Source organism: Pseudomonas sp. 91RF (assembly GCF_003576265.1).
In the GTDB taxonomy this organism is placed as follows: Bacteria; Pseudomonadota; Gammaproteobacteria; order Pseudomonadales; family Pseudomonadaceae; genus Aquipseudomonas; species Aquipseudomonas kribbensis.
In genome coordinates, this window is the sequence record NZ_QWFC01000030.1 from 49,798 (window position 1) to 70,657 (window position 20,860).

General features: G+C 59.7%; 21 protein-coding genes and 1 tRNA gene. 9 read left to right on the top strand and 13 right to left on the bottom strand.

The genetic code is table 11. The features are described from left to right. Positions 1 to 33 precede the first annotated feature (33 nt). Positions 34 to 780, top strand: a complete 747-nt coding sequence (locus DXT77_RS16415; RefSeq protein WP_119428421.1) for a 3-oxoacyl-ACP reductase family protein — start codon at positions 34 to 36, stop codon at positions 778 to 780. A gap of 76 nt (positions 781 to 856) precedes the next feature. Here the strand turns inward: DXT77_RS16415 and DXT77_RS16420 are convergent, their stop codons facing one another. Further along, positions 857 to 1,552 (bottom strand): HAD-IA family hydrolase, encoded by a 696-nt coding sequence (locus tag DXT77_RS16420; protein WP_007960113.1) that lies wholly within the window; start codon positions 1,550 to 1,552, stop codon positions 857 to 859. Between the two features lie 238 nt (positions 1,553 to 1,790). Between DXT77_RS16420 and DXT77_RS16425 the strand changes: the two genes are divergently transcribed. From DXT77_RS16425 to DXT77_RS16435, 3 genes are read left to right on the top strand one after another with little or no spacing between them, the layout of a single operon-like run. Next, positions 1,791 to 6,575 (top strand): RHS repeat-associated core domain-containing protein, encoded by a 4,785-nt coding sequence (locus DXT77_RS16425; protein ID WP_119428422.1) that lies wholly within the window; start codon positions 1,791 to 1,793, stop codon positions 6,573 to 6,575. Positions 6,576 to 6,577: 2 nt separating this feature from the next. Next, positions 6,578 to 6,973, top strand: a complete 396-nt coding sequence (locus DXT77_RS16430) for an Imm50 family immunity protein (RefSeq protein ID WP_119428423.1) — start codon at positions 6,578 to 6,580, stop codon at positions 6,971 to 6,973. Positions 6,974 to 7,015: 42 nt separating this feature from the next. Beyond that, on the top strand, positions 7,016 to 7,396 hold the full coding sequence (locus DXT77_RS16435; RefSeq protein WP_119428424.1) for a hypothetical protein: 381 nt from the start codon (positions 7,016 to 7,018) through the stop codon (positions 7,394 to 7,396). A gap of 79 nt (positions 7,397 to 7,475) precedes the next feature. On the opposite strand, the gene DXT77_RS29925 is transcribed toward DXT77_RS16435, so the two are convergent. From DXT77_RS29925 to DXT77_RS16455, 4 genes are all read right to left on the bottom strand, one after another. Beyond that, the gene (locus tag DXT77_RS29925; protein WP_167443766.1) at positions 7,476 to 7,643 is read right to left on the bottom strand and encodes a hypothetical protein; all 168 of its coding nucleotides are present in this window, start codon (positions 7,641 to 7,643) and stop codon (positions 7,476 to 7,478) included. A gap of 120 nt (positions 7,644 to 7,763) precedes the next feature. Beyond that, positions 7,764 to 8,180, bottom strand: coding sequence for a hypothetical protein (locus DXT77_RS16445; RefSeq protein ID WP_085710667.1), 417 nt, complete (start codon positions 8,178 to 8,180; stop codon positions 7,764 to 7,766). A gap of 136 nt (positions 8,181 to 8,316) precedes the next feature. Continuing rightward, entirely contained in the window at positions 8,317 to 8,685 is a 369-nt protein-coding gene (locus DXT77_RS16450; RefSeq protein ID WP_085710666.1) for a bacteriocin, read from the bottom strand. Between the two features lie 310 nt (positions 8,686 to 8,995). Further along, positions 8,996 to 9,184: a hypothetical protein gene (locus DXT77_RS16455; RefSeq protein WP_085701198.1), complete on the bottom strand. Its 189-nt coding sequence runs from the start codon at positions 9,182 to 9,184 to the stop codon at positions 8,996 to 8,998. 243 nt (positions 9,185 to 9,427) lie between these two features. Between DXT77_RS16455 and DXT77_RS16460 the strand changes: the two genes are divergently transcribed. Then, the gene (locus DXT77_RS16460) at positions 9,428 to 9,703 is read left to right on the top strand and encodes a hypothetical protein (protein ID WP_085710665.1); all 276 of its coding nucleotides are present in this window, start codon (positions 9,428 to 9,430) and stop codon (positions 9,701 to 9,703) included. Positions 9,704 to 9,757: 54 nt separating this feature from the next. On the opposite strand, the gene DXT77_RS16465 is transcribed toward DXT77_RS16460, so the two are convergent. The 3 genes from DXT77_RS16465 to DXT77_RS29745 all read right to left on the bottom strand — a co-directional run bounded on the left by DXT77_RS16465 (position 9,758) and on the right by DXT77_RS29745 (position 10,565). Then, positions 9,758 to 10,078, bottom strand: coding sequence for a YbjQ family protein (locus tag DXT77_RS16465; protein ID WP_007959944.1), 321 nt, complete (start codon positions 10,076 to 10,078; stop codon positions 9,758 to 9,760). 153 nt (positions 10,079 to 10,231) lie between these two features. Continuing rightward, positions 10,232 to 10,321, bottom strand: a tRNA-Ser gene (locus DXT77_RS16470). Further along, entirely contained in the window at positions 10,317 to 10,565 is a 249-nt protein-coding gene (locus DXT77_RS29745; RefSeq protein WP_147407009.1) for a hypothetical protein, read from the bottom strand. Before DXT77_RS29745 ends, DXT77_RS16470 begins: the two co-directional genes overlap by 5 nt. 64 nt (positions 10,566 to 10,629) lie before the next feature. Between DXT77_RS29745 and DXT77_RS16475 the strand changes: the two genes are divergently transcribed. From DXT77_RS16475 to DXT77_RS16485, 3 genes are all read left to right on the top strand, one after another. Continuing rightward, positions 10,630 to 11,319 (top strand): crotonase/enoyl-CoA hydratase family protein, encoded by a 690-nt coding sequence (locus DXT77_RS16475; protein WP_119428426.1) that lies wholly within the window; start codon positions 10,630 to 10,632, stop codon positions 11,317 to 11,319. A 215-nt stretch (positions 11,320 to 11,534) separates the two neighbouring features. Next, positions 11,535 to 12,257: a 1-acylglycerol-3-phosphate O-acyltransferase gene (locus tag DXT77_RS16480; protein WP_119428427.1), complete on the top strand. Its 723-nt coding sequence runs from the start codon at positions 11,535 to 11,537 to the stop codon at positions 12,255 to 12,257. Positions 12,258 to 12,391: 134 nt separating this feature from the next. Then, positions 12,392 to 13,363 carry a magnesium and cobalt transport protein CorA gene (locus DXT77_RS16485; RefSeq protein ID WP_119428428.1) on the top strand — a complete coding sequence of 324 codons (972 nt, stop codon included), beginning with the start codon at positions 12,392 to 12,394 and terminating at the stop codon, positions 13,361 to 13,363. Between the two features lie 39 nt (positions 13,364 to 13,402). On the opposite strand, the gene DXT77_RS16490 is transcribed toward DXT77_RS16485, so the two are convergent. From DXT77_RS16490 to DXT77_RS16500, 3 genes are all read right to left on the bottom strand, one after another. After that, positions 13,403 to 14,125, bottom strand: coding sequence for an amidotransferase (locus DXT77_RS16490; protein WP_119428429.1), 723 nt, complete (start codon positions 14,123 to 14,125; stop codon positions 13,403 to 13,405). A 95-nt stretch (positions 14,126 to 14,220) separates the two neighbouring features. After that, positions 14,221 to 16,365 (bottom strand): 3-hydroxyacyl-CoA dehydrogenase NAD-binding domain-containing protein, encoded by a 2,145-nt coding sequence (locus tag DXT77_RS16495; RefSeq protein ID WP_119428430.1) that lies wholly within the window; start codon positions 16,363 to 16,365, stop codon positions 14,221 to 14,223. A 17-nt stretch (positions 16,366 to 16,382) separates the two neighbouring features. Then, on the bottom strand, positions 16,383 to 17,588 hold the full coding sequence (locus DXT77_RS16500) for an acetyl-CoA C-acetyltransferase (protein ID WP_119428431.1): 1,206 nt from the start codon (positions 17,586 to 17,588) through the stop codon (positions 16,383 to 16,385). A gap of 583 nt (positions 17,589 to 18,171) precedes the next feature. Here DXT77_RS16500 and DXT77_RS16505 point away from each other — a divergent pair. Further along, a complete protein-coding gene (locus DXT77_RS16505) occupies positions 18,172 to 18,993 on the top strand; it encodes a cytochrome c (protein ID WP_119428432.1) in 822 nt (273 codons plus the stop codon). Between the two features lie 110 nt (positions 18,994 to 19,103). Here the strand turns inward: DXT77_RS16505 and DXT77_RS16510 are convergent, their stop codons facing one another. Together DXT77_RS16510 and DXT77_RS16515 are read right to left on the bottom strand one after the other, a co-directional pair. Continuing rightward, positions 19,104 to 19,907, bottom strand: coding sequence for a transglutaminase family protein (locus tag DXT77_RS16510; RefSeq protein ID WP_119428433.1), 804 nt, complete (start codon positions 19,905 to 19,907; stop codon positions 19,104 to 19,106). After that, positions 19,904 to 20,854: an alpha-E domain-containing protein gene (locus DXT77_RS16515; RefSeq protein ID WP_065258049.1), complete on the bottom strand. Its 951-nt coding sequence runs from the start codon at positions 20,852 to 20,854 to the stop codon at positions 19,904 to 19,906. The genes DXT77_RS16510 and DXT77_RS16515 overlap by 4 nt, the downstream gene beginning before the upstream one ends. Between the last annotated feature and the right edge of the window lie 6 nt (positions 20,855 to 20,860).

A 20,860-nucleotide genomic window follows, 5' to 3' on the forward strand; every position in this document is an offset into this window, starting at 1 on the left:
GGCAGCCTGCCTTGAAATTTCTGGAGATCGAACATGACCACTCAACACCTCAGCGGTAAAGTCGCTCTGATTCAAGGCGGCTCTCGCGGCATCGGTGCCGCCATCGTCAAGCGCCTGGCCGCCGAAGGCGCCGCGGTTGCCTTCACCTACGTCAGCTCCGCCGCCAAGGCTGAAGAACTGCAAAACAGCATCACCGCCACTGGCGGCAAAGCCCTGGCGATCAAGGCCGACAGCGCCGATGCCGGTGCCATCCGCAACGCCGTGAACGCGACCGTCGAAACCTTTGGCCGCCTCGACATTCTGGTCAACAACGCCGGTGTGCTGGCCGTCGCCCCGCTGGAAGACTTCAAACTGGAAGACTTCGACCAGACCCTGGCAATCAACGTCCGCAGCGTATTCATCGCCAGCCAGGAAGCCGCCAGACACATGGGCGAAGGCTCGCGCATCATCAACATCGGCAGCACCAACGCCGACCGCATGCCCTTCGCCGGCGGCGGCGTGTATGCGATGAGCAAATCCGCCCTGGTGGGCCTGACCAAAGGCCTGGCCCGCGACCTCGGCCCACGGGGCATCACCATCAACAACGTGCAGCCCGGCCCGGTGGACACCGACATGAACCCGGCCCACGGCGACTTTGCCGAAAGCCTGATTCCGCTGATGGCGGTCGGTCGTTACGGCAAAGCCGAGGAAATCGCCAGCTTCGTCGCCTACCTCGCAGGCCCGGAAGCCGGTTACATCACCGGTGCCAGCCTGAGCATCGACGGTGGTTTCGGCGCCTGATTGATCAGATTGTCGATAACGAAAAACGCCGCCCCTCCTTTAACAGAGCGGCGGCGTTTTTATGTTTGCGGTTTGATCAGGCCCAATCCAGCGCCGGTAAACCACAGGCACTCGGCGTGAAAGCCTTCAACGTACGAAGAATCCCGTCGGCGTGTGCGTATTTTTCATCGGCCATGGCGGCATCAGGGATCGCGATGGCGGTCATGCCGGCTGCTTTCGCGGCTGTCACGCCGAATGGCGAATCTTCGAACACCAGGCAATCTTCCGGCGCCACACCCAGGCGGCGAGCGGCGGTGAGGAAAATGTCCGGCGCCGGTTTGGCCGCGCCGACTTCCGGGTCGTCGGCGGTAACGATGAAGTCGAACAACGCGAACCAGTCTCGGTGCAAGGTGGTTTTCTGACCGAACGACTGGCGCGATGAACTGGTACCCACCGCAATCGGAATGTTGTGCGCCTTGAGATGGCGGATCAGTTCCTCGGCGCCGGGCATGGCTTGCGCAGTCGGAAAACGCTCGCGCATCAGCGGCTCGCGGATTACCAGAAACTCTTCGGCGGTAATCGGCAGATCCAGCGCTTCGACCACATAACGGGCCAGATCGCCGGCACCGCGACCGATGATGTTCTGCTTGATGCTCCAGTCGAAGGTGCGCCCGTAACGTTCGGCAATCAGCGAGGTGACCTCGGTGTAGATGCCCTCGGTGTCCAGCAGCAAACCGTCCATATCGAAAATCACGGCCTTGATCGGGCCGAACGCCTTCAGCGGTGCATTCATCATCGGATCCGTTATCAAAAACATCCCAGGCGGCATCGGGTACCGCTGCTCGGATCTGATTAAAGGGTTCAGCAGCATAACGAGCGTGGCCGAGGTTGGGCAACGGGCAATGTCGGCTGTCCGCCGAATCGCATTTAGAGAATTGCCCTACAGACATCGCCTACTTGCCTGACTTCTTTCCTGTTTGATCCCCCGCAAAGTTTCGCGCCATCCCCTTGATGCGCGCGAGTGACTGCGAATGCTTCCATCTGACCAACTCCTGAAACTGAACAACAGCATCGGTTTGCTGGTGGTCGCTGCGCTGAACCCTGACCAGCCTGACGCCGAGAAGCTGTTTCAGGAGTTCCGCCTCTGCCTCAATAACTATGAAAGCTGGGCCGAGCAGTTCTGGACGGGAACCGCGCTGGATGTCGATCAGGTGTTCAAGGTCGGCAACGATGTCCAGCTCAGTGCGCCGATTACCAGCCGAAAACCCGTCAGCTCCTCAGTGGCCATGTGTTCCGCCACTGGCTCCCTGACGCTGGTGCACATGTTCGAAGCTGCGCGCTTCGTGCCGATCGGCGATACGCCGGTGACCCTGGAACCGGTCATTTCCGATATCGGCGGTGTGCTGAAATTCGGCGAACCGCAGCATTACACCATCGGCCCCAGCGGCATTCTCGAGGTCGAGAACTGCGACCGGGGCCAGCGTTATCGCATCACCTTCTTTCCCGATGTTTCCAGTTCGCATGTCCAGACGCTGTACGCCTCGTATCAGGGGCTCATTGATGGCCTGGAAAAATGGTTGCGTGAGGAATGGGTCGGGTTTCAACCGCAATGGGCGGAGTTTTCCAGCGCGGGTTTCCTGGAGCGTTACGGTCAGTTGCAACAGGCCGACTGGCGCGGTTTCGAAACGGCGCTGAATGGCGTCTGGGATGACGTGAAACAACTGTTCGCCCTGCTCGCCGACTTGCAGGCCAACAGCGAAAAACTTCTGCAATACCTGTCCAGCGTCGAGCTGGAAGCCTTGCTCGAGGCCTCCTCCGAAGCCATCGCCAATGGCCTGCTGATGCTCAGCGACGAGCCGTTGCTGTTCATTCATCTGGCGGCGTTCACCAGTTGGCTGAAGATGCTGCCACCGCAGTATCTGGCCGAGGTGGTGGCTGAAGTCCGGGTCGAATTGCTGATCGGTTTTCTGTTGATGCGCGTGTCGGCGGGCATGGGCGTGCCGCTGCGGTTGAGCGCCAAGGTGCTCGGCAAGGTCAAGTCGCCGCGCGCCCGGGAATGGCTGGCGGCTTCGGCGTTGCGGCTGGCGGAGCTGACCTCGGCACCCGATCTGACCCGGCATGCGGGCGCTTTAAAACCGTTGATGGTTAACGCACGCCCGGCCCCATTGCGGCCGACGCCTGCGGTTCCGCTGGAAATTCGCACGGCCGAGTCGTTGGTGCTGACGGTGCCCAATCCAGCGGCGATTGCGCGTAACAAGTCCCACGGCTCGACACGAATGGAGCGGCATGAGCCTCGCGACGATGCTTCGGCTCAGGCGAAGAATCCCAACGGCGACAGCGCCGACTGTGTACCCCGGACCTGCACCAACGGTTGTCCGGTGTCGATGGTCACTGGCGAAGAGCTGCTGACGCTGACCGATGGCGTGTTGGATGGATTGCTGCCGTTCGAGTTCAGTCGGTTGTATCGCACCAGTGCGGTTGAGGTCGATGTCGGGTTGGGGTTTGGCTGGAGTCACTCGCTGGCGCATCGGCTGGAGGTCGAGGGCGATGGCGTGGTCTGGGTTGACCACGAGAACCGGCGCACGCGGTTTCCGCTGCCGAGTGTCGAGCGGCCGGCGATTCACAACAGTCTGTCGCGGGCGGCGATCTTTCTTGGAAATGAGCCTGAAGAGTTGATTGTTGCGCTGGCGGGGGAGGCGGCGCGGTTTTATCACTTTCGGGCTGGACGTCTGACGCTTGTCAGCGATGCCTACGGCAACCGGCTGCGTATTTCGCGTGATCGTCTGGATCGCGTTGAGCGCCTCGACAACGGGGCCGGACGTTGTTTGTTGATGCGTTACGAGCGGGCGCATCTGGTGGCGGTCGATTATCAGATTTTTTGTGAATCCGCCTGGCGCACCGAGCAGACGCTGGTCAGCTACCGCTTTGATGCCCGTCATCGGCTGATCGAGGCGACCAACGCCGTTGGCGAAAACGAGCGTTACGACTACGACGATCAGCACGTCATCCTGCAACGGCAGCTCACCGGTGGTGCGAGCTTCTTCTGGGAGTGGGAGCGCGAGGGCAAGGCGTCGCGTTGCGTGCGGCACTGGGCGTCGTTTTCGCAGATGGACACGCGTTATGTCTGGGATGACGCCGGCAGCGTCACGGTGCGCTACGTCGACGGCCGCGAAGAGGTTTACGTCCACGACGACACGGCGCGGCTGGTGCGTCAGGTCGCCGCCGACGGTGGCGAGCAGCTCAAGGCCTACGATGCGCAAGGCCGACTGATCGGCGAGCAGGATGCGCTGGGGGCGGTCACCGAGTACCGCTACGACGACGTCGGACGGCTGATCGCGCTGATTCCGCCGGACGATGCGCCGACGTCCTACGAGTACCGCAACGGTTTCCTGCACAGCCGTTCGCGTGGCGATGCCGTGTGGACGTACCGGCGCAATGCCCAGGGTGATGTCACCGAAGCGGTCGATCCCGACGGCCATGTCACCCATTACCACTACGACCCGCAGGGGCGGCTGCTGTCGATCCGTTATCCGGACAGTGGTCGGCACGTGTTCGTGTGGAACGACCTAGGGCAACTGGTCGAGGAAAGCCTGCCCGACGGTGGGGTTCGGAAGTTTTCCTACGATGCCTTGGGGCGGCGGATTACTGCGCAGGACGAACACGGCGCGGTCACCCGTCATGCGTGGGACGCCGTAGGCCGGCTGATCCAGACCACCTCGCCGACCGGTGCCACCCGCGCCTGGTCCTACAGCGCCTACGGCCAGATCACCGCCGAACGCGATGAGCTGGGTCGGATCACCCGCTACGAGTATGACGACGACCTGCACCTGGTCAGCCGACGGATCAACCCCGACGGTACGCGGCTGCAGTATCGCTACGACCATGCGCAGCTGTTGCTCACGGAAATCGAGAACGAGTCCGGCGAGAAGTACCGGCTGGACTACACGCCCACCGGATTGATCCGACAGGAAACCGGTTTTGATGGCCGGCGCACCGCCTACGCCTACGACCGCAACGGTCATCTGCTGGAAAAAACCGAGTTCGGTGACGACGGCTCGACGCTGGTCACGACTTATGAGCGCGACAGCGCCGGGCGCCTGCTGCTCAAGACCCTGCCCGATGCCAGCACGGTTGAATACCGCTACGACCGTCTCGGTCGGCTGGTCGGTGTGGATGACGGCCAGGATCACCCACTGGCCTTCGAATACGACCTCCAGGACCGCCTGGTACGCGAGCATCAGGGCTGGGGCACCCTGCGTTACACCTACGACGCCTGCGGCCAGCTCAGCCGGATGCGTCTGCCGGACAACAGCAAGCTCGACTACCACTACGCCAAGGGCGGCGCGCTGACCGCGATCGACCTCAACGGCGCCTTGCTCACCCGTCACGTCTACCAGAACGGTCGCGAACAGCAGCGTCAGCAAGGCCTGCTGCTCAGCGAATATGCCTACGACGAACAGGGCCGCTTGTTGTCCCACGCCGTAGGCCATCAACGCAGTGCGCTGTACCGCCGCGACTTTGCCTACAGCGCCAACGGCAACCTTGAACACATCGCCGACACCCGCCACGGCCAGCGCAGCTACCAGTACGACGCCCTCGACCGGCTGATTCGCGTGCGCCACACCCGTGACGACGTACCGGAAAACTTCGCCCACGACCCGGCCGGCAACCTGCTGACGCAGGACCGCCCCGGCCCGGTCAGCATCAAAGGCAACCGCCTGCTGATGCAGGGCGACCGCCATTACGACTACGACGCCTTCGGCAACCTGATCCGCGAACGCCGTGGCCGCGCCCAACAACTGGTCACTGAATACCGCTACGACAGCCAGCACCGCCTGATCGGCCTCACCCGTCCCGACGGCACCAGCGCCACCTATCAATACGACGCCTTCGGCCGCCGTATCCGCAAGACCGTCGACGGCCAGACCACCGAGTTCTTCTGGCAAGGCGACCACCTGATCGCCGAAAGCAGCCCGACCCAACATCGCAGCTTCATCTACGAACCCGGCACCTTCCGCCCCCTGGCGATGCTCGACGGCAAAGGCCCGAAACGCGCCTGCCCGTTCTACTACCAGCTCGACCACTTGGGCACGCCGCAGGAACTGACCGATTACAGCGGTGAGATCGTCTGGTCAGCCAAATACAGCGCCTACGGCAAGGTCACCTCGCTGGAACTGGCGACGGACGATTACCTCAACCAGCCGCTGCGGTTTCAGGGACAGTACTTCGATGCGGAAAGCGGACTGCATTACAACCGGCATCGGTATTACGACCCGGACGTTGGACGGTACCTGACGCCGGATCCGGTGAAACTGGCGGGCGGGTTGAACCAGTACCGGTACGTGCCGAATCCGACGGGGTGGGTGGATCCGTTGGGATTGACCTCCAACTGTCCTCCAAAGAGTGAACGCTCAGCCATTTGCCCTAATCCGGGTGAACCTGAGCAGCCGGACATCTCAAGACGAGGAGCATTCAGACAGGCAAAAGCTGACGCTGGGATTCCGAGGGGTCAGCAGCCGGACATACAGATAGACAAGGTAAATGGACGCCAGCGTCAATATACTTACACGAACATGACTAATAAAAGTGGCAAAAATATTCTATCCAGCACCGGGATGCCGATCCCGACCAGACAGTACATGTTTACTAGAGAGGATGGGTTCATTGTGATACTGCAAGACCATACTGCCGGTCACAAATTCGGAGCAATTAACAATAAAGGCGATCAAGGCCCTCATTTTAACGTACGACCTGCAGACGACCCCAGAAATGGAAAGATTGACAACACACATGAACACTACCCATTCAGGAGGTAATCATGCAGTACTGGAACGACCTTGAAGGGAGCACTTTTTTCTCCATGGTGTTCAGCAATCGCATCGAGATTGGGGAAATAAAGCTGTTTTCCATAGATATTGATATTAATCAGTCCTTGGTAACGATGGCCTTCGATATAAGGGAGGTACCTGACAAACCGCCGAGAAAGTGGCAATCAGCTCAATACAATGCTTGCCGAATTGGAATCACCTGCAGTGAGGTTGAGAACATTACGATTAAAAATCTTCCGACCACTAAACCATTGAAATTGACAATCCTTGAAAATGGCCTTCGATTTAAGGTAACAGCTATTTCGGAGAATTCCGCCATTGAGTTCACGACATCATTTCTGAGCCTTAGAGACCCCACAGTTTATCTAACTCAGACTCCTTTTTGATTAGCAGAGCATATGCACAAGATAAAACAGTGAGGCCTGCCCATGACTAAGACACACAAAGTATTGGTCGTTGAAATAGACCATTTTGTAGATGACGCTATTTTGCTGGTTGTTGGGGGCGTTGAGATCAGATGCTTCGCAAGCTACAGCCCTTCGAAAATTGAGGTCGGAAAAACTTACGAAGCTGAGTTCGAAATGGTGTTGTCTGGTGAGGAATTTGTATCACCTACACAATGCGAAAAAATGCAGATCAAGATGCTCGGTAGTGGATTCCACTGTGAAGTTTATGGCTACCTGGATGGCGAGGTTTTCCGGTCGTTTGTTGATTTTATGGATCAGGATATCCACTACGAATACCCACATCTGAATGGGCAGTTCGTCAAAATTAACGCGGACAGGATTGACGTCTCGTTTGTTCAATAGCGAATGGAGGGGTTAGCCCGCTGCTCACTCCCTTAACGCTCTACATAAAATTTCCAATTTCCAACGAATCAAGTGTCCATCACTCATCATCATCAAAATCCTCATACTCAAGCTCTTCCCCCTCACCCTCCCAAAGCGGAACCGTCGCATCATCCATCAACGACCCCGGATCTTCATTCCCCGGATCATTGATAAACGGCAACCCGCTCGGGCCTTTTTCTTCCTTGCCTTCGGTTTCGGGAGTCATGGTGCACCTCGGAAGCTCAGCGTGTAGACGTTCGAAAAGTATGGTCGCTAAACGTTCCGGCGCATTACGCGGGAACACAAAAAACCCGGCACAAGGCCGGGTTTCAGTCATTCCGCTTGCTCAGCGGTGACGATATTTATGTTTGTGCTTGTGGCCGCCACCGGAATGCGATTTTCCGCCATCGCCTCCCAGGCTGTTGCCCACTGCACCACCTGCCGCGCCGCCGAGTCCGGCACCGACCGCCGAGCCGGTAGATCCACCGACGCTGTTGCCCAGCACTGAACCACCCGCCGCGCCAAGACCGCCGCCAATCGCGGCTTCCGTACGATTGCGTTTGTTTGCCCCGACGGCACTGCCGGCCGCACCGCCAACGCCCGCGCCCACTGCGGCGCCGGTGCTGCCGCCGAGTTGACCGCCGACCACATTACCCAGCACACCACCCAGACCACCACCGACCGCCGCGGAACCATCGCCGGCAGCCATGGCGCCTTGCGCCACAAGCAATCCTAAAACCAACGCAGTTAATGTCGATCGCATACAGACCTCGCAGGTCCCGGATCGGGACGGTATGCCCGGAGAAGGGCTATATGCAATTGGAGGCGAATTCCGGAAAAACGTTCAGCAATGAAAAGGCCCGGCATAAAGCCGGGCCTTTTCAGACATGCATTCGCAATCAGTGACGCTTGTGACCTTTGGACAGGTTGCTGCCCACCGCGCCGCCCGCTGCGCCGCCCAGGCCGGCGCCAATGGTCGCGCCGTTCTTGCCACCCAGGCTGTTGCCGATGATCGAACCACCTGCCGCGCCAACACCGCCGCCAATGGCCGCTTTGGTGCGGGCGCCTTTCTTCGCTGCCAACGCACCGCCAGCCGCGCCAGCCAGGCCAGCGCCGATGGCCGCGCCGCTGCTGCCGCCCATTTTCTGGCCAACCACATTACCCAGCGCACCGCCCAGACCACCACCCAGTGCGGCGGTACCATCACCGGCCATTGCACCTTGAGCGACCAGAAGCCCCAGAACCAGAGCAGGCAGAGTTAAACGCATGACGAAAACCTCAAAAGAAGGAAGAAAAAGGGCGCAGATTGAATGCTGTTGCCGAGGCAATGTCCAGTGCCACAGCGCACTTGGCGCCGATTGGACAGCAATTTCAGAAAAGGTTTTATCGCAGGCAAAAAAAAGCCCGCTGGGGAGACGGGCTGGAGACTTGCTTTCTAACGGATGGCTTCACCCTACGTAGATCGGTGTGAAAAGTTTGTGAAAGAAACCGGACGATTCCGCAATTTTCGTAGGACGCTTCTCTAGAAAATCAGCAATCAAAAACCCCGCTCAATGGCGGGGTTCTGTGGCATCCGGATTACTTCCTGGAACGTGTTGTCACCTTGGGCAGAAATTTCGCTTTCGGCCCCTTGGGTGCTGTCGACTTGATCTTGCCGGTCTGCACCGGATCTTCGCCAAAGCCCGCCTGATACTCGGTCTGGCCACAGCGCACGCAATTGTTGAATGGAAATTCAGCCCCGTCGTCTTCGATGTACGGATCAGTCATCTCTTCACCCCTTTCAAAAGCGGGCCGATACCGGCAAGACCCTTTTGCCTGAAAAAATATCGACCTCCAAGGCTTTTGAGACTAGCCGGTCATTCCTGGACTTGTGATTCAGATCGCCCGATGCCCGACGAATGGCCTACAGAAATTAAACACAATGTTCAGACCGCTGGTCCTTCGGAGCTAAAGATTCCCACTCACAGGCCGTTGCCCTTTTTCCTACGCAATGAATCTCAAGGAGAGAACATGGAAATCAAAGGATTCCCGCCAATGCCTGTTGTAAAGCTCACGGACGAGCAGATCGCCGCCGCCAAAGCCGCGGCGGAAAAATTCAAGGAGAAGGTTGCCTCGGGTGAAATCGTCATCAAGCCACTGGACGGACCAAGCCCAGTGCAGCCTGGCAAACCTGGCGTCATCTACCATCCAGACCCGGTTCAGCCTGGCGGTACGCCCATGGTTGCCATCGATACGCCCCTGACCTACGACTCGAAAGGCACTGTCGTACTCAAACCGCAGGGCTGATTCATGGCAGGGAGCCCATTCTGTTGAATGGGCTCACACACGCTGAACCAACGATCAGCGCAGCTTGACCGCCGTACCGGTCGCAAACACCACAACCATACCGCCCTTCCCCGCCGGCATGCTGATCTCGAAATCCACTCCGACCACCGCATCCGCCTGCAAGGCCCGCGCACGCTCCTTGATCTCGTCGGTCGCCTGAACACGCGCCTCTTTCAACGCCCGCTCCAACGTCTGCGAACGCCCACCGAAAAAGTCCCGCATCCCGGCGAACATATCGCGAATCACATTCACGCCCTGCACCGATTCGGCACTGACAATATCCAGATACGCCGTGATCTGCCGGCCTTCGATGGAGTGGGTGGTGGAAATGATCATGGAGGTCGTCCTTTTACATACAGATAAAACCGCGATTGTACTGCCCCGGCAAAGTGAAGCCGAACCCAACTCTGTGAGCAAAAAAATCCGGACGCCTGAATGCACAAAACCCCTGGTTTCTTGCGAAACCAAGGGTTTTGTTTACATCGAATTTGGCGGTGAAGGAGAGATTCGAACTCTCGATACAGTTTCCTGTATACACACTTTCCAGGCGTGCTCCTTAAGCCACTCGGACACTTCACCGTATCTCTTCAAACATGTTCTGTCTGTCGAGGCGCGCTAATGTAGTCGAAAGCTTTTCTGATGGCAAACTTTTTTTCAGAATTTTCATGCGGTTAAGAGAAAAAGTCGTTTCCGCTGTCGATGGGCCATGGCGATCCGGCCAATCTCGGGTGGGCGCGGCCCTTCTATTATAGGCATGCAGGCGTTTGTCGTGGGGCACGTTGCGGCGGATCACCCGCTCAAGGGTGACCGGCGGGTCAGTCACAGTGCTTTACCTGACCGGCGGCGGTGGGTAACGTCTGCCCATCTTTCTTATAAGGAATTGCGCCATGAGCGATCTGATTGCCTACCACCTCGAAGACGGTATCGCGACCCTGACCCTGAGCAACGGCAAGGTCAACGCCATTTCCCCGGACGTGATCGCGGCCTTCAACGCGGCGCTGGATCAGGCGGTGGCAGATCGTGCAATCGTGATCATTACCGGCCAGCCGGGCATTCTCTCCGGCGGCTACGATTTGAAGGTAATGACCGCCGGCCCTAAAGAGGCCGTGTCCCTGGTGACTGCCGGCTCTACCCTCTCCCGTCGTCTGCTGTCGCACCCGTTCCCGGTGATCGTTGCCTGCCCGGGTCATGCCGTGGCCAAAGGTGCGTTCATTCTGTTGTCCGCCGATTACCGCATCGGTGTCGACGGCCCGTTCAGCATTGGTCTGAACGAAGTGCAGATCGGCATGACCATGCACCACGCCGGCATCGAGCTGGCCCGGGATCGCCTGCGTCGCTCGGCCTTCCACCGTTCGGTGATCAACGGCGAAATGTTCGATCCGCAAAGTGCCGTGGATGCCGGTTTCCTCGACAAGGTGGTTTCTGCCGAAGAACTGCAAGGTGCCGCCCTCGCCGCCGCCCGTCAGTTGAAAAAGATCAACATGACCGCGCACAAGAACACCAAGCTCAAAGTGCGCAAGGCACTCCTGGAAGCCCTGGATAACGCGATCATTCAGGATCAGGAACACCTGGGCTGAATCCTCTTCGCTGCGAAACAGAAAAGCCCGACCGTCGTGTCGGGCTTTTTCTTACGCGCAAGGTTTAAATCTCTGCAGCAGCTCTAGGACGCCTCTGACCGACAAGTCGGAAACATGCGCTTAAACATCGCCCATCTCCTGACTCTATAGCGGCAATTGCCGAAAACAGTGCACATCCGTACACTGCGCCACCTTTTGTCCCGGTGGGCCTGAAAATGCTGTTCGTGTTTCGTATGTTATTGATGGGCCTGCACTTTATGCTGGCGGGTGTGCTCGGGGTGATTCTCGGGCTGTGCCGGCCATTCAATCCGGACAACAGTCGTCTGTGCGCCCGTCTCTATGCGCTACCGGCCATGTGCATCCTGCGCCTGCGAGTGAAGGCCGACGTCGGTCAGTTGATGAACAAGCCCAACAGCTGCGTGATTATCGCCAACCACCAGTCCAACTATGACCTGTTCGTGTTCGGCAACGTGGTGCCGCGACGGACCGTGTGCATCGGCAAAAAAAGCCTGAAATGGGTGCCGCTGTTTGGCCAGTTGTTCTGGCTGGCGGGAAATGTGTTGATCGATCGCGGGAACGCGCACAAGGCGCGTCAGTCGATGCTGACGACCACCGACACCTTGCAGCACAAAGACACCTCGATCTGGGTCTTCCCGGAAGGCACGCGCAACCTGGGCGAAGAACTGCTGCCGTTCAAGAAAGGTGCGTTCCAGATGGCCATCGCCGCCGGTGTACCAATCGTTCCAGTGTGTGTCAGCAGCTACATCAAGCACATGCGTCTGAACCGCTGGCGCAGCGGGAAAATTCTCATACGCTCGCTGCCGGCGATTCCTACCGCCGGCCTGACCATGGACGACATGCCCATGCTCATCAGCCAGTGCCGCGAACAGATGCGCGAGTGCATCGATGCGATGGATCGGCAGCTCCAAGCTGCATGAAAAAGAAACCCGCCCTGTGCGGGTTTTCTTTTGCCCGGTGAACTGTGCAGATTTCACTGACTCTCAAGCAGCGACACGGCTAAGCTGAAGCCATGCCTCCCCTGCCATCTGCCAAGAAGAAGTGAACCACCACCATGGGTCGAGTTGTTGCTGCTGCGGTTTACAGCGCCGGTAAGAAAGTCACCAATATTTCCCTCGATGAGGGCGCCGCCTGGGCCGCCAAGACCGGGCACTTTGTCTGGATCGGCCTCGAAGAGCCGAACGCCCAGGAGCTGTCCAACCTGCAACGCCAGTTCAACCTGCACGAACTGGCCATCGAGGACGCTCTGGAAAAACACAGCCGTCCGAAGCTGGAAACCTTCGGCGACGCCCTGTTCATCGTCACCTATTCCCCGGTGCGCGAGCACGGCATCCTGCAATTCATCGAAACCCACATCTTCGCAGGCAAGGGCTACATCATCACCGCCCGCAATGGCCATTCGGCGTCCTACGCCCATGTTCGTCAACGCTGTGAGGCACGGCCGCTGTTGCTGGAGCACGGGGAAGATTTCGTACTGTATGCGCTGCTGGATTTCGTCATCGAAAACTATCAGCCAGTGGGTGAAGCGATCCACGCCGAGATCGATGAACTGGAGCGTAATGTGTTGTGCAGCGCACTGAATGAGCACGACATTCAGAAGCTTCATGGCCTGCGCCGCGACGTGCTGCGCTTGCGTCGGTACGCGGCGCCGATGGTGGAAATCGGCGAAGAGTTGCAGAAGCTGAGCTTCCCCTTCATCGACAAGAACATGCGCCCTTACTTCCGCGATGTGCAGATCCATGTCACGCGGCAGATGGAAGACCTGACCACCCTGGCCGACATTGCGAGCCAGACCATCGAGATCGGTGTACTGCTGGAGGCGTCACGGCAAAGCGTGGTGCAGCGCAAGTTTGCGGCTTGGGCGGCGATTCTGGCGTTCCCGACGGCGGTCGCAGGGATCTACGGCATGAACTTCCAGAACATGCCGGAGCTGAGCTGGCATTACGGCTATTTCGCCGTGCTGGGCTTTATCACCGTGGGTTGCGTCGGGCTGTGGGCGAGCTTCAAGAAATCGGGCTGGCTGTAAGGAAAAAAGCCCCCGTGCAGGACACGGGGGCTTTCGGGTTCAAGCAGCGTCCGGCTTGTGCGCCACAAAACGCATCATCCATTCCGCCACCGTGGTGCCGTGGTGATCGCTATCAAGGCTGGCTACGCCCTTGCTGTAGATCTGTTCGCCCAGCGCTTCCTGACGCAGATCCAGCAGCGCCCGCGAGTAATCGTGAATGAATTCCGGATGCCCCTGGAAGCACAGCACCTGATCGTTGATGTGATACGCGGCGAACGGGCAGAAATCGCTGGAGGCAATCACAGTGGCGTTCTCCGGTAGCGCCGTGACCTGATCCTGGTGGCTGATCAACAGGGTCAGCTCCTCACGCACCGGGCTCATCCACGGAGCCTTGGCCGCCAGTTTGTAGTTGTGGGTACCGACGCCCCAGCCTTGGGTCGCACGCTCGCTCTTGCCACCCAACAGCAGCGCCAGCAGTTGATGGCCGAAGCACACGCCGAGCAATTTGTCGCCGCGCTCGTAGCGGGTCAGCAGGTATTGCTTGAGGGTCTGGATCCACGGATCGGTGCCGAACGAGTCGGCCTTGCTGCCCGTGATCAGGTACGCATCGAAAGTCAGATCATCACTCGGATAGTCGCCCTGCATCACGTTGAACACCGTGAACTCGGCGGCAATCGGCTGTTGCGAGAACAGGCGCTGGAACATCTGCCCGTATCCCTGATATTCATCGACCAGTTCCGGACGCAGGATGTCGGTTTCCAGAATGCAGATGCGTAGCGACATAAAAAATTCCTGACACGTGATGGGAATAATGCACACCCCAGAGCCTGCCCTGAAACCACCCGGCAAGGCAAGCCCCGGAATGTTTCCCCAACCCGCTAGAACAGCTCGCCGCTGGCAGCCTTTTGCAGCAGCAGCGCTGGCGGTGCGAAACGCTCGCCGTACTGTTCAGCCAGGTACTGCGCCCGCGCGACAAAGTCCTTCACGCCATATTGATTGATGAACTGCAACGCGCCGCCCGTCCAGGCCGCGAAACCGATGCCGAAGATCGAGCCGACGTTGGCGTCCGCCGTCGATGTCAGTACGCCCTCCTCCACACAGCGCACGGTCTCGATGGCCTGTACGAACAGCAACCGGTCACGCACATCCTTAGGCGAAATCTGCCCGTCGGCTTTCTCGAAACGGGTTTTCAGCTCGGGCCACAAGTGTTTCTGGCCGCCCGCCGGGTACTCGTAAAAACCGCCTCCCGCCGCCTTGCCCGGCCGCTTGTATTCGTTGAGCAGCAAGTCAATCACGGCGAACGCCGGGTGCTCAATCAGCGGTTTCCCTTCTGCTTGCAGGTCTTTGGCCGTTTGTTGACGGATATGGCTCATCAGGCTGAGGGAAACTTCGTCGGAGATCGCCAGCGGCCCGATGGGCATGCCAGCCTTGCGCGCTTCAGTCTCGATCATTGGCGCGCTGACGCCTTCGCCGAGCATGGCAATGCCTTCGTTGGTGAACGTGCCGAACACCCGCGAGGTAAAGAAGCCGCGACTGTCGTTGACCACGATCGGCGTTTTCTTGATTTGCAGTACGAAATCGAACCCGCGTGCGAGGGTTTCGTCGCTGGTTTGCGCACCCTTGATGATTTCCACCAGCGGCATTTTCTCCACCGGGCTGAAGAAATGCAGGCCGATGAACTTGCTCTGATCCGGCACCGCAGCCGCCAGGCCGGTGATTGGCAAAGTCGAGGTATTTGAAGCGATCACCGCTTCAGCGCCCACCACCTGTTGCGCCGCTGCCGAGACCTTGGCCTTGAGTTGACGATCCTCGAACACCGCCTCGATGATCAGATCGCAACCCGCCAGATCGGTATCGCTTTCAGTGGTCTGGATCCGCGCCAGCACCGTTTCACGCTGCTGGGCGGTCATCTGCCCGCGAGCGACTTTCTTGTCCAGCAGCGTCGCCGAATGCGCCTTGCCTTTTTCGGCAGCGGCGAGATTGATGTCCTTGAGCACCACGTCGATTCCAGCCACCGCGCTGACGTAGGCGATTCCCGCGCCCATCATCCCGGCGCCGAGGACACCCACGCGCTTCGTCACATAAGGCGCAAAGCCCTGCGGCCGCGAACCGCCGGCATTGATTTCATTGAGCTGGAACCAGAATGTGCCGATCAGGTTTTTCGAGATCTGGCCGGTGGCCAGTTCAGTGAAGTAACGGGTTTCGATCAGGTGCGCGGTATCAAAATCGACCTGCGCGCCCTCCACCGCCGCACAAAGAATCTTCTCCGGTGCCGGCAACGTACCCTGGGTTTTGGTACGCAGGATCGACGGCGCAATTGCCAGCATCTGCGCGACTTTCGGGTTCGACGGCGTGCCGCCGGGAATCTGATAGCCCTTCACATCCCAACGCTGCACCGCCGCAGGATTGGCCAGAATCCAGGCCCGGGCCTTGGCCAGCAAATCATCGCGATCCGCCGCCAGCTCATCGATCAGCCCCGCCTGCAACGCCTGCTGCGGACGGACTTTCTTGCCTTCGAGCAGATATGGCAAAGCCTTTTCGATGCCAAGCATGCGCACCATACGCACCACTCCGCCGCCGCCCGGCAACAGACCAAGGGTCACTTCCGGCAAACCGAGTTGCACCGACGCATCGTCCAGCGCCACGCGGTGGTGGCAGGCCAGGCAGATTTCCCAGCCACCGCCGAGTGCCGCACCGTTGATCGCCGCGACCACCGGTTTGCCGAGGGTTTCCAGGGTGCGCAACTGGCCCTTGAGGCTCAGCACCATGTCGTAGAAGGCCTTGGCTTCGGGTTTGCCGACCTTGATCAGTTCATTCAGGTCGCCGCCGGCGAAGAAGGTTTTCTTGGCCGAAGTGATGATCACCCCGACGATGTCATCTTTTTCCGCCTGCAATCGGGCGACGCTGTCGGCCATGGCCTCGCGGTACACCGCGTTCATGGTATTGGCGCTCTGGCCCGGCATGTCGATGGTCAGGAGGACGACGCCGTCCTGGCCTTTTTCGTAACGAATGGCTTGGGTCATGACAGGTTTCCTTGGGGTCAGAGACGTTCGATGATGGTGGCGATGCCCATGCCGCCGCCGACGCACAGCGTCGCCAGGCCGTAGCGCAGGCGCCGGGCTTCCAGTTCATCGAGCAAGGTGCCGAGAATCGCGCAACCGGTGGCGCCCAGCGGATGGCCCATCGCAATCGAACCGCCATTGACGTTGACCTTGTCCGGGTCCACGGCCATGTCCTTGATGAATTTCAGCACCACCGAGGCGAACGCCTCGTTGACTTCGAACAGGTCGATGTCTTCGACCCGCAGCCCGGCCTTGGCCAGTGCCTTACGGGTAGCCGGCGCCGGGCCGGTGAGCATGATGGTCGGGTCGGTACTGGTGACCGCCGTGGCAACGATTCGCGCCCGGGGTTGCAGGCCCAACTCGCGCCCCTTGGCTTCGGAGCCGATCAGCATCAGCGCGGCGCCATCAACGATTCCCGAACTGTTGCCCGGTGTGTGCACGTGGTTGATGCGCTCGACATGGCTGTAGACCCGCAGCGCCGTGGCGTCGAAGCCCATTTGGCCGATCATTTCGAAACTCGGCTTGAGCTTGCCCAGGCCTTCAAGGGTCGACTCGGCACGAATGAACTCATCGTGATCAAGCAGGATGATGCCGTTCTGATCCTGCACCGGCACCAACGATTTGTTGAACGAACCGTCGGCCCGGGCGCGAGCGGCCTTCTGTTGCGAGTGCAGCGCGTAGGCATCGACGTCCTGACGGCTGAAGCCTTCAAGGGTGGCGATCAGGTCGGCACCGACACCTTGAGGGGTGAAATGGCTGTGCAAGTTGGTCTGCGGGTCCAGCGCCCAGGCGCCGCCATCGCTGCCCATCGGCACGCGGGACATGGATTCGACGCCGCCGACCACCACCAGCTCTTCGAACCCGGAGCGCACTTTCATCGCCCCCAGGTTCACCGCTTCCAGCCCCGAGGCGCAGAAGCGGTTGATCTGCACGCCAGCGACACTGACATCCCAATCGGCCACCTGCACGGCGGTTTTGGCGATGTCCGAACCTTGATCGCCAACCGGCGTGACACAGCCGAGCACCACGTCATCGACCTGGCTGGTGTCCAGCTCCGTGCGCGCCTGCAGCGCGGTCAGCAACCCGGCCACCAGGTTCACCGGTTTGACGCTGTGCAGCGAACCGTCGGCCTTGCCTCTGCCACGGGGCGTGCGTAATGCGTCGAAAATCAAAGCTTGGGTCATGGCGTTCTCGAACCTGTGCGGTGAGTGAATTTCGTGCCTCCACTCTTGGCCGGGACGGTCACGGATTCAATGACCACAGCGCTCAATGACGTTGACGTGCACGCTCAGACGGACGGTCATTCCCGGCCAGGTTAACCGGTTCAGGTCACCGAGCTGTCTAGCAAAAGGGCGACAAAGAAGCTGGCAATGCGCCTCATGCCTTTTTAATCGCGACTGGTAGCAAATACATATGAAATGGATCTAAGCCAAGCGTGACACGGGCCCTAAGGTGAACATGTACGTCGTTGTCGTCGGGTTTTGCCGAGGCAGGCGTTCTTCAACAGGAAGTGCAGCGCTTGCCATCATGGACATGCAGGCAAGCATCAGGAAATAACAAAAAAGGCGGTCAAGCCATGTTCAAACAACCGAAAGTTCGTCAAGCAGGGCTCATTCTTTTCGCCACGACGCTGTTGTTGATTTTGCCTAACCTGACCAAGGTCATTGGCTGACTCAAGCGGCAGGTATTGCTCATCGCCACTGAAAATTTGACTGGCCCGCTACCCGGGCCAGCGTGGCTGTGCCAACCTTTGCGCACTTCCACGACATGGACGGTGATCACTTGAAAACGCTCATTCTGTTCGGGGCCATGCTGCTGAGCCTGCCCCTGTCTGCCGCACAGCTGAACCTGGAGCTGGGCGAGAACAGCCGCACCTGGCAGACCGAGGAACTGCTCAAGCATCCTCAGGTGCAAACCCTCACGGTCAAGAATGATGTGTCCTACAAGCAGGACATGACTTATCGCGCCGTGCCAATTGCCGCGCTGCTGACCGGCATCAAACCCGAAGATCACCTGCAAGCCGTAGCGCTGGACGGTTTTGCCGCAGAGCTGTCCGCCGCGCCGCTACTGAACAACAAAGGCTCACGCGCCTGGCTGGCCATTGAAGATCCGGCCCACCCATGGCCGCCGCTGTCGGAAGGCAAACACAGCGCCGGGCCGTTCTATCTGGTGTGGACCGACCCGCAGGCCGGCAATATCAGCCCGGAACAATGGCCGTTCGAAGTCGCCAGCATCAAACGCATGGCGCCGGTGGCCGAGCGTTTCCCTGCCCTGCTGCCGGATCCTGCGCTGAAGGCCGATGACCCGGTGAACCAGGGATTTGCGCTGTTCCAGAAGAACTGCCTGGCCTGCCATCGCCTGAATGGTGCGGGGGATGCGCAATTCGGGCCGGACCTGAATATTCCCTACAACCCGACCGAGTACTTCGGCGCGAACTTCCTCAAGCGCTACATCCGCGATCCACAGAGTCTGCGTCAGTGGCCGCAGGCGAAGATGCCGGGGTTTTCCGCCGAGGTGTTGCCGGACGCGGATCTGCAGAAGCTGATCGGGTATTTGCAGCACATGGCCGGGCGCAAGGTTAAGCCCTGATGCCGTTCCTTGTGGGAGCGAGCCTGCTCGCGATGCGGTGTCTCAGTCATGCACGTGCCGGCTGAAAGATTGCCATCGCGAGCAGGCTCGCTCCCACAGGAGTAGTGCGGTTATTGCTGCTGGACTGAGATCACAGGTGTCGGCGACACCAGCACTTTCGCATGCATCTGCTCACTGCCTCCGCCGCGGCGCATGCCCCGCACCGGGCAGGCGTCGAGGTAATCCAGTCCCACCGCCAGTTTCAGGTGCCGCTCCGGCCGCGCCAGTTCATTGGTCACGTCGAAGCTGTACCAGGCGTCATCGATCCAGGCCTCGGCCCAGGCGTGACTGGCCAGGTGTTCGCAATCCTCGCTGTAGAGATAACCCGAAACATATCGCGACGGCACCCCGAGACTGCGCGCGCAGGCCAAAAACGCGTGGGCATGATCCTGGCAAACACCCGCCCGTCCGGCGAATGCCTCGGCGGCGCTGGTGTCGACCTCGGTGGAGCCCGGCGTGTAGGTCATGTGCTGATTCAGCCCATGCATCAGGTCAATCAATGCGTTGCGGTCCCGTCGTTGTTTGCAGGACTTCTCGGCAAACGCCCGCAGCGCCTCGTCAGCCTCGGTCAGCCGGGTAAAACGCAGGAACGGCAGCGCCGACTGGCTCTCATGTTCCGCTTCGCGCAATTCGTCGATATCGACCTGTCCACGGGCGCCAATGATGATCGCTTCGTGGGGCTCGTCCATGGTCAGCACATGCAGGATGTTGCCGAACGGATCGAGCTGGGCCCGCACCGGGCGCGGCAGGTCGAGCTGCCAGCTCAGCACATGCTGACGCTCGCTGTCATGCGGGGTCAGGCGCAGGTACTGGATGCTCGCCCGCACCTGATCTTCGTAGTGATAGGTGGTCTCGTGGCTGATGGAAAGTCTCATGCGGCCTCCAGGTAGGAACTGTGAATGGCGTTGCCCAGCTGGCGCACCAGCGGGATGAACTCGGTGAGCCAGGCGTGCAGCCCTTCCTCGAGGATTTCGTGGATGCCGGTGTAGCGCAGGCGTGCGTCCATTTCCGCCGCCAGCCGTTGCGCCGGGCGACCGTTGGCCCCCGGCAGTTGTGCCAGAATCTGGTCGATCTCTTCGGTGCAGGCCCGCAGCGAACGCGGCACGTCGGCGCGCAACAGCAACAACTCGGCGACATGTCGGGCGCCGGGCGCGTCGCGGTAGATTTCGGTGTAGGCCTCGAACGAGGACAAGGCCCGCAACAAGGCGCTCCACTGGTAATAGGCGTGGGCGGTGCCGTCGCTGACCGCTTCCGCCTGATCGCCGGCCATTTCGTAGCGGGCGTCGAGCAGGCGCAAGGTGTTGTCGGCCCGTTCGATGAACGTACCCAGGCGAATGAAGCGGAACGCGTCGTTGCGCATGATGGTGCCGTAGGACGCGCCACGGAACAGGTGCGAACGCTCCTTGATCCACTCGCAGAATCGGCTCATGCCATAACGGCTGAGGCCCTGATTGGCGATCCCGCGGATCTCCAGCCATGTGGCGTTGATGTTCTCCCACATGTCGGCAGTGATCCGCCCGCGCACCGCATGGGCGCTGGCCCGCGCCGCACCGAGACAACTGTAGATGCTCGCCGGGTTGGCGGCATCGAGGGCGAAGAAATGCAGCAATCGCTCGGCATGCAGTTCGCCGTGACGTTCAAGGTAATCATCCAGGGTGCCGGTGATCATCAGCGGCATCGCCAGTTCGTGCAGGCCGTCGCCACGGCCGTCCTGCGGCATCAGAGACAGCGAATAGCTGACATCGAGCATGCGGGCGAGGTTTTCCGCCCGCTCCAGGTAACGCGACATCCAGTACAGATCCGAGGCAGTTCTACTTAACATGGCAGG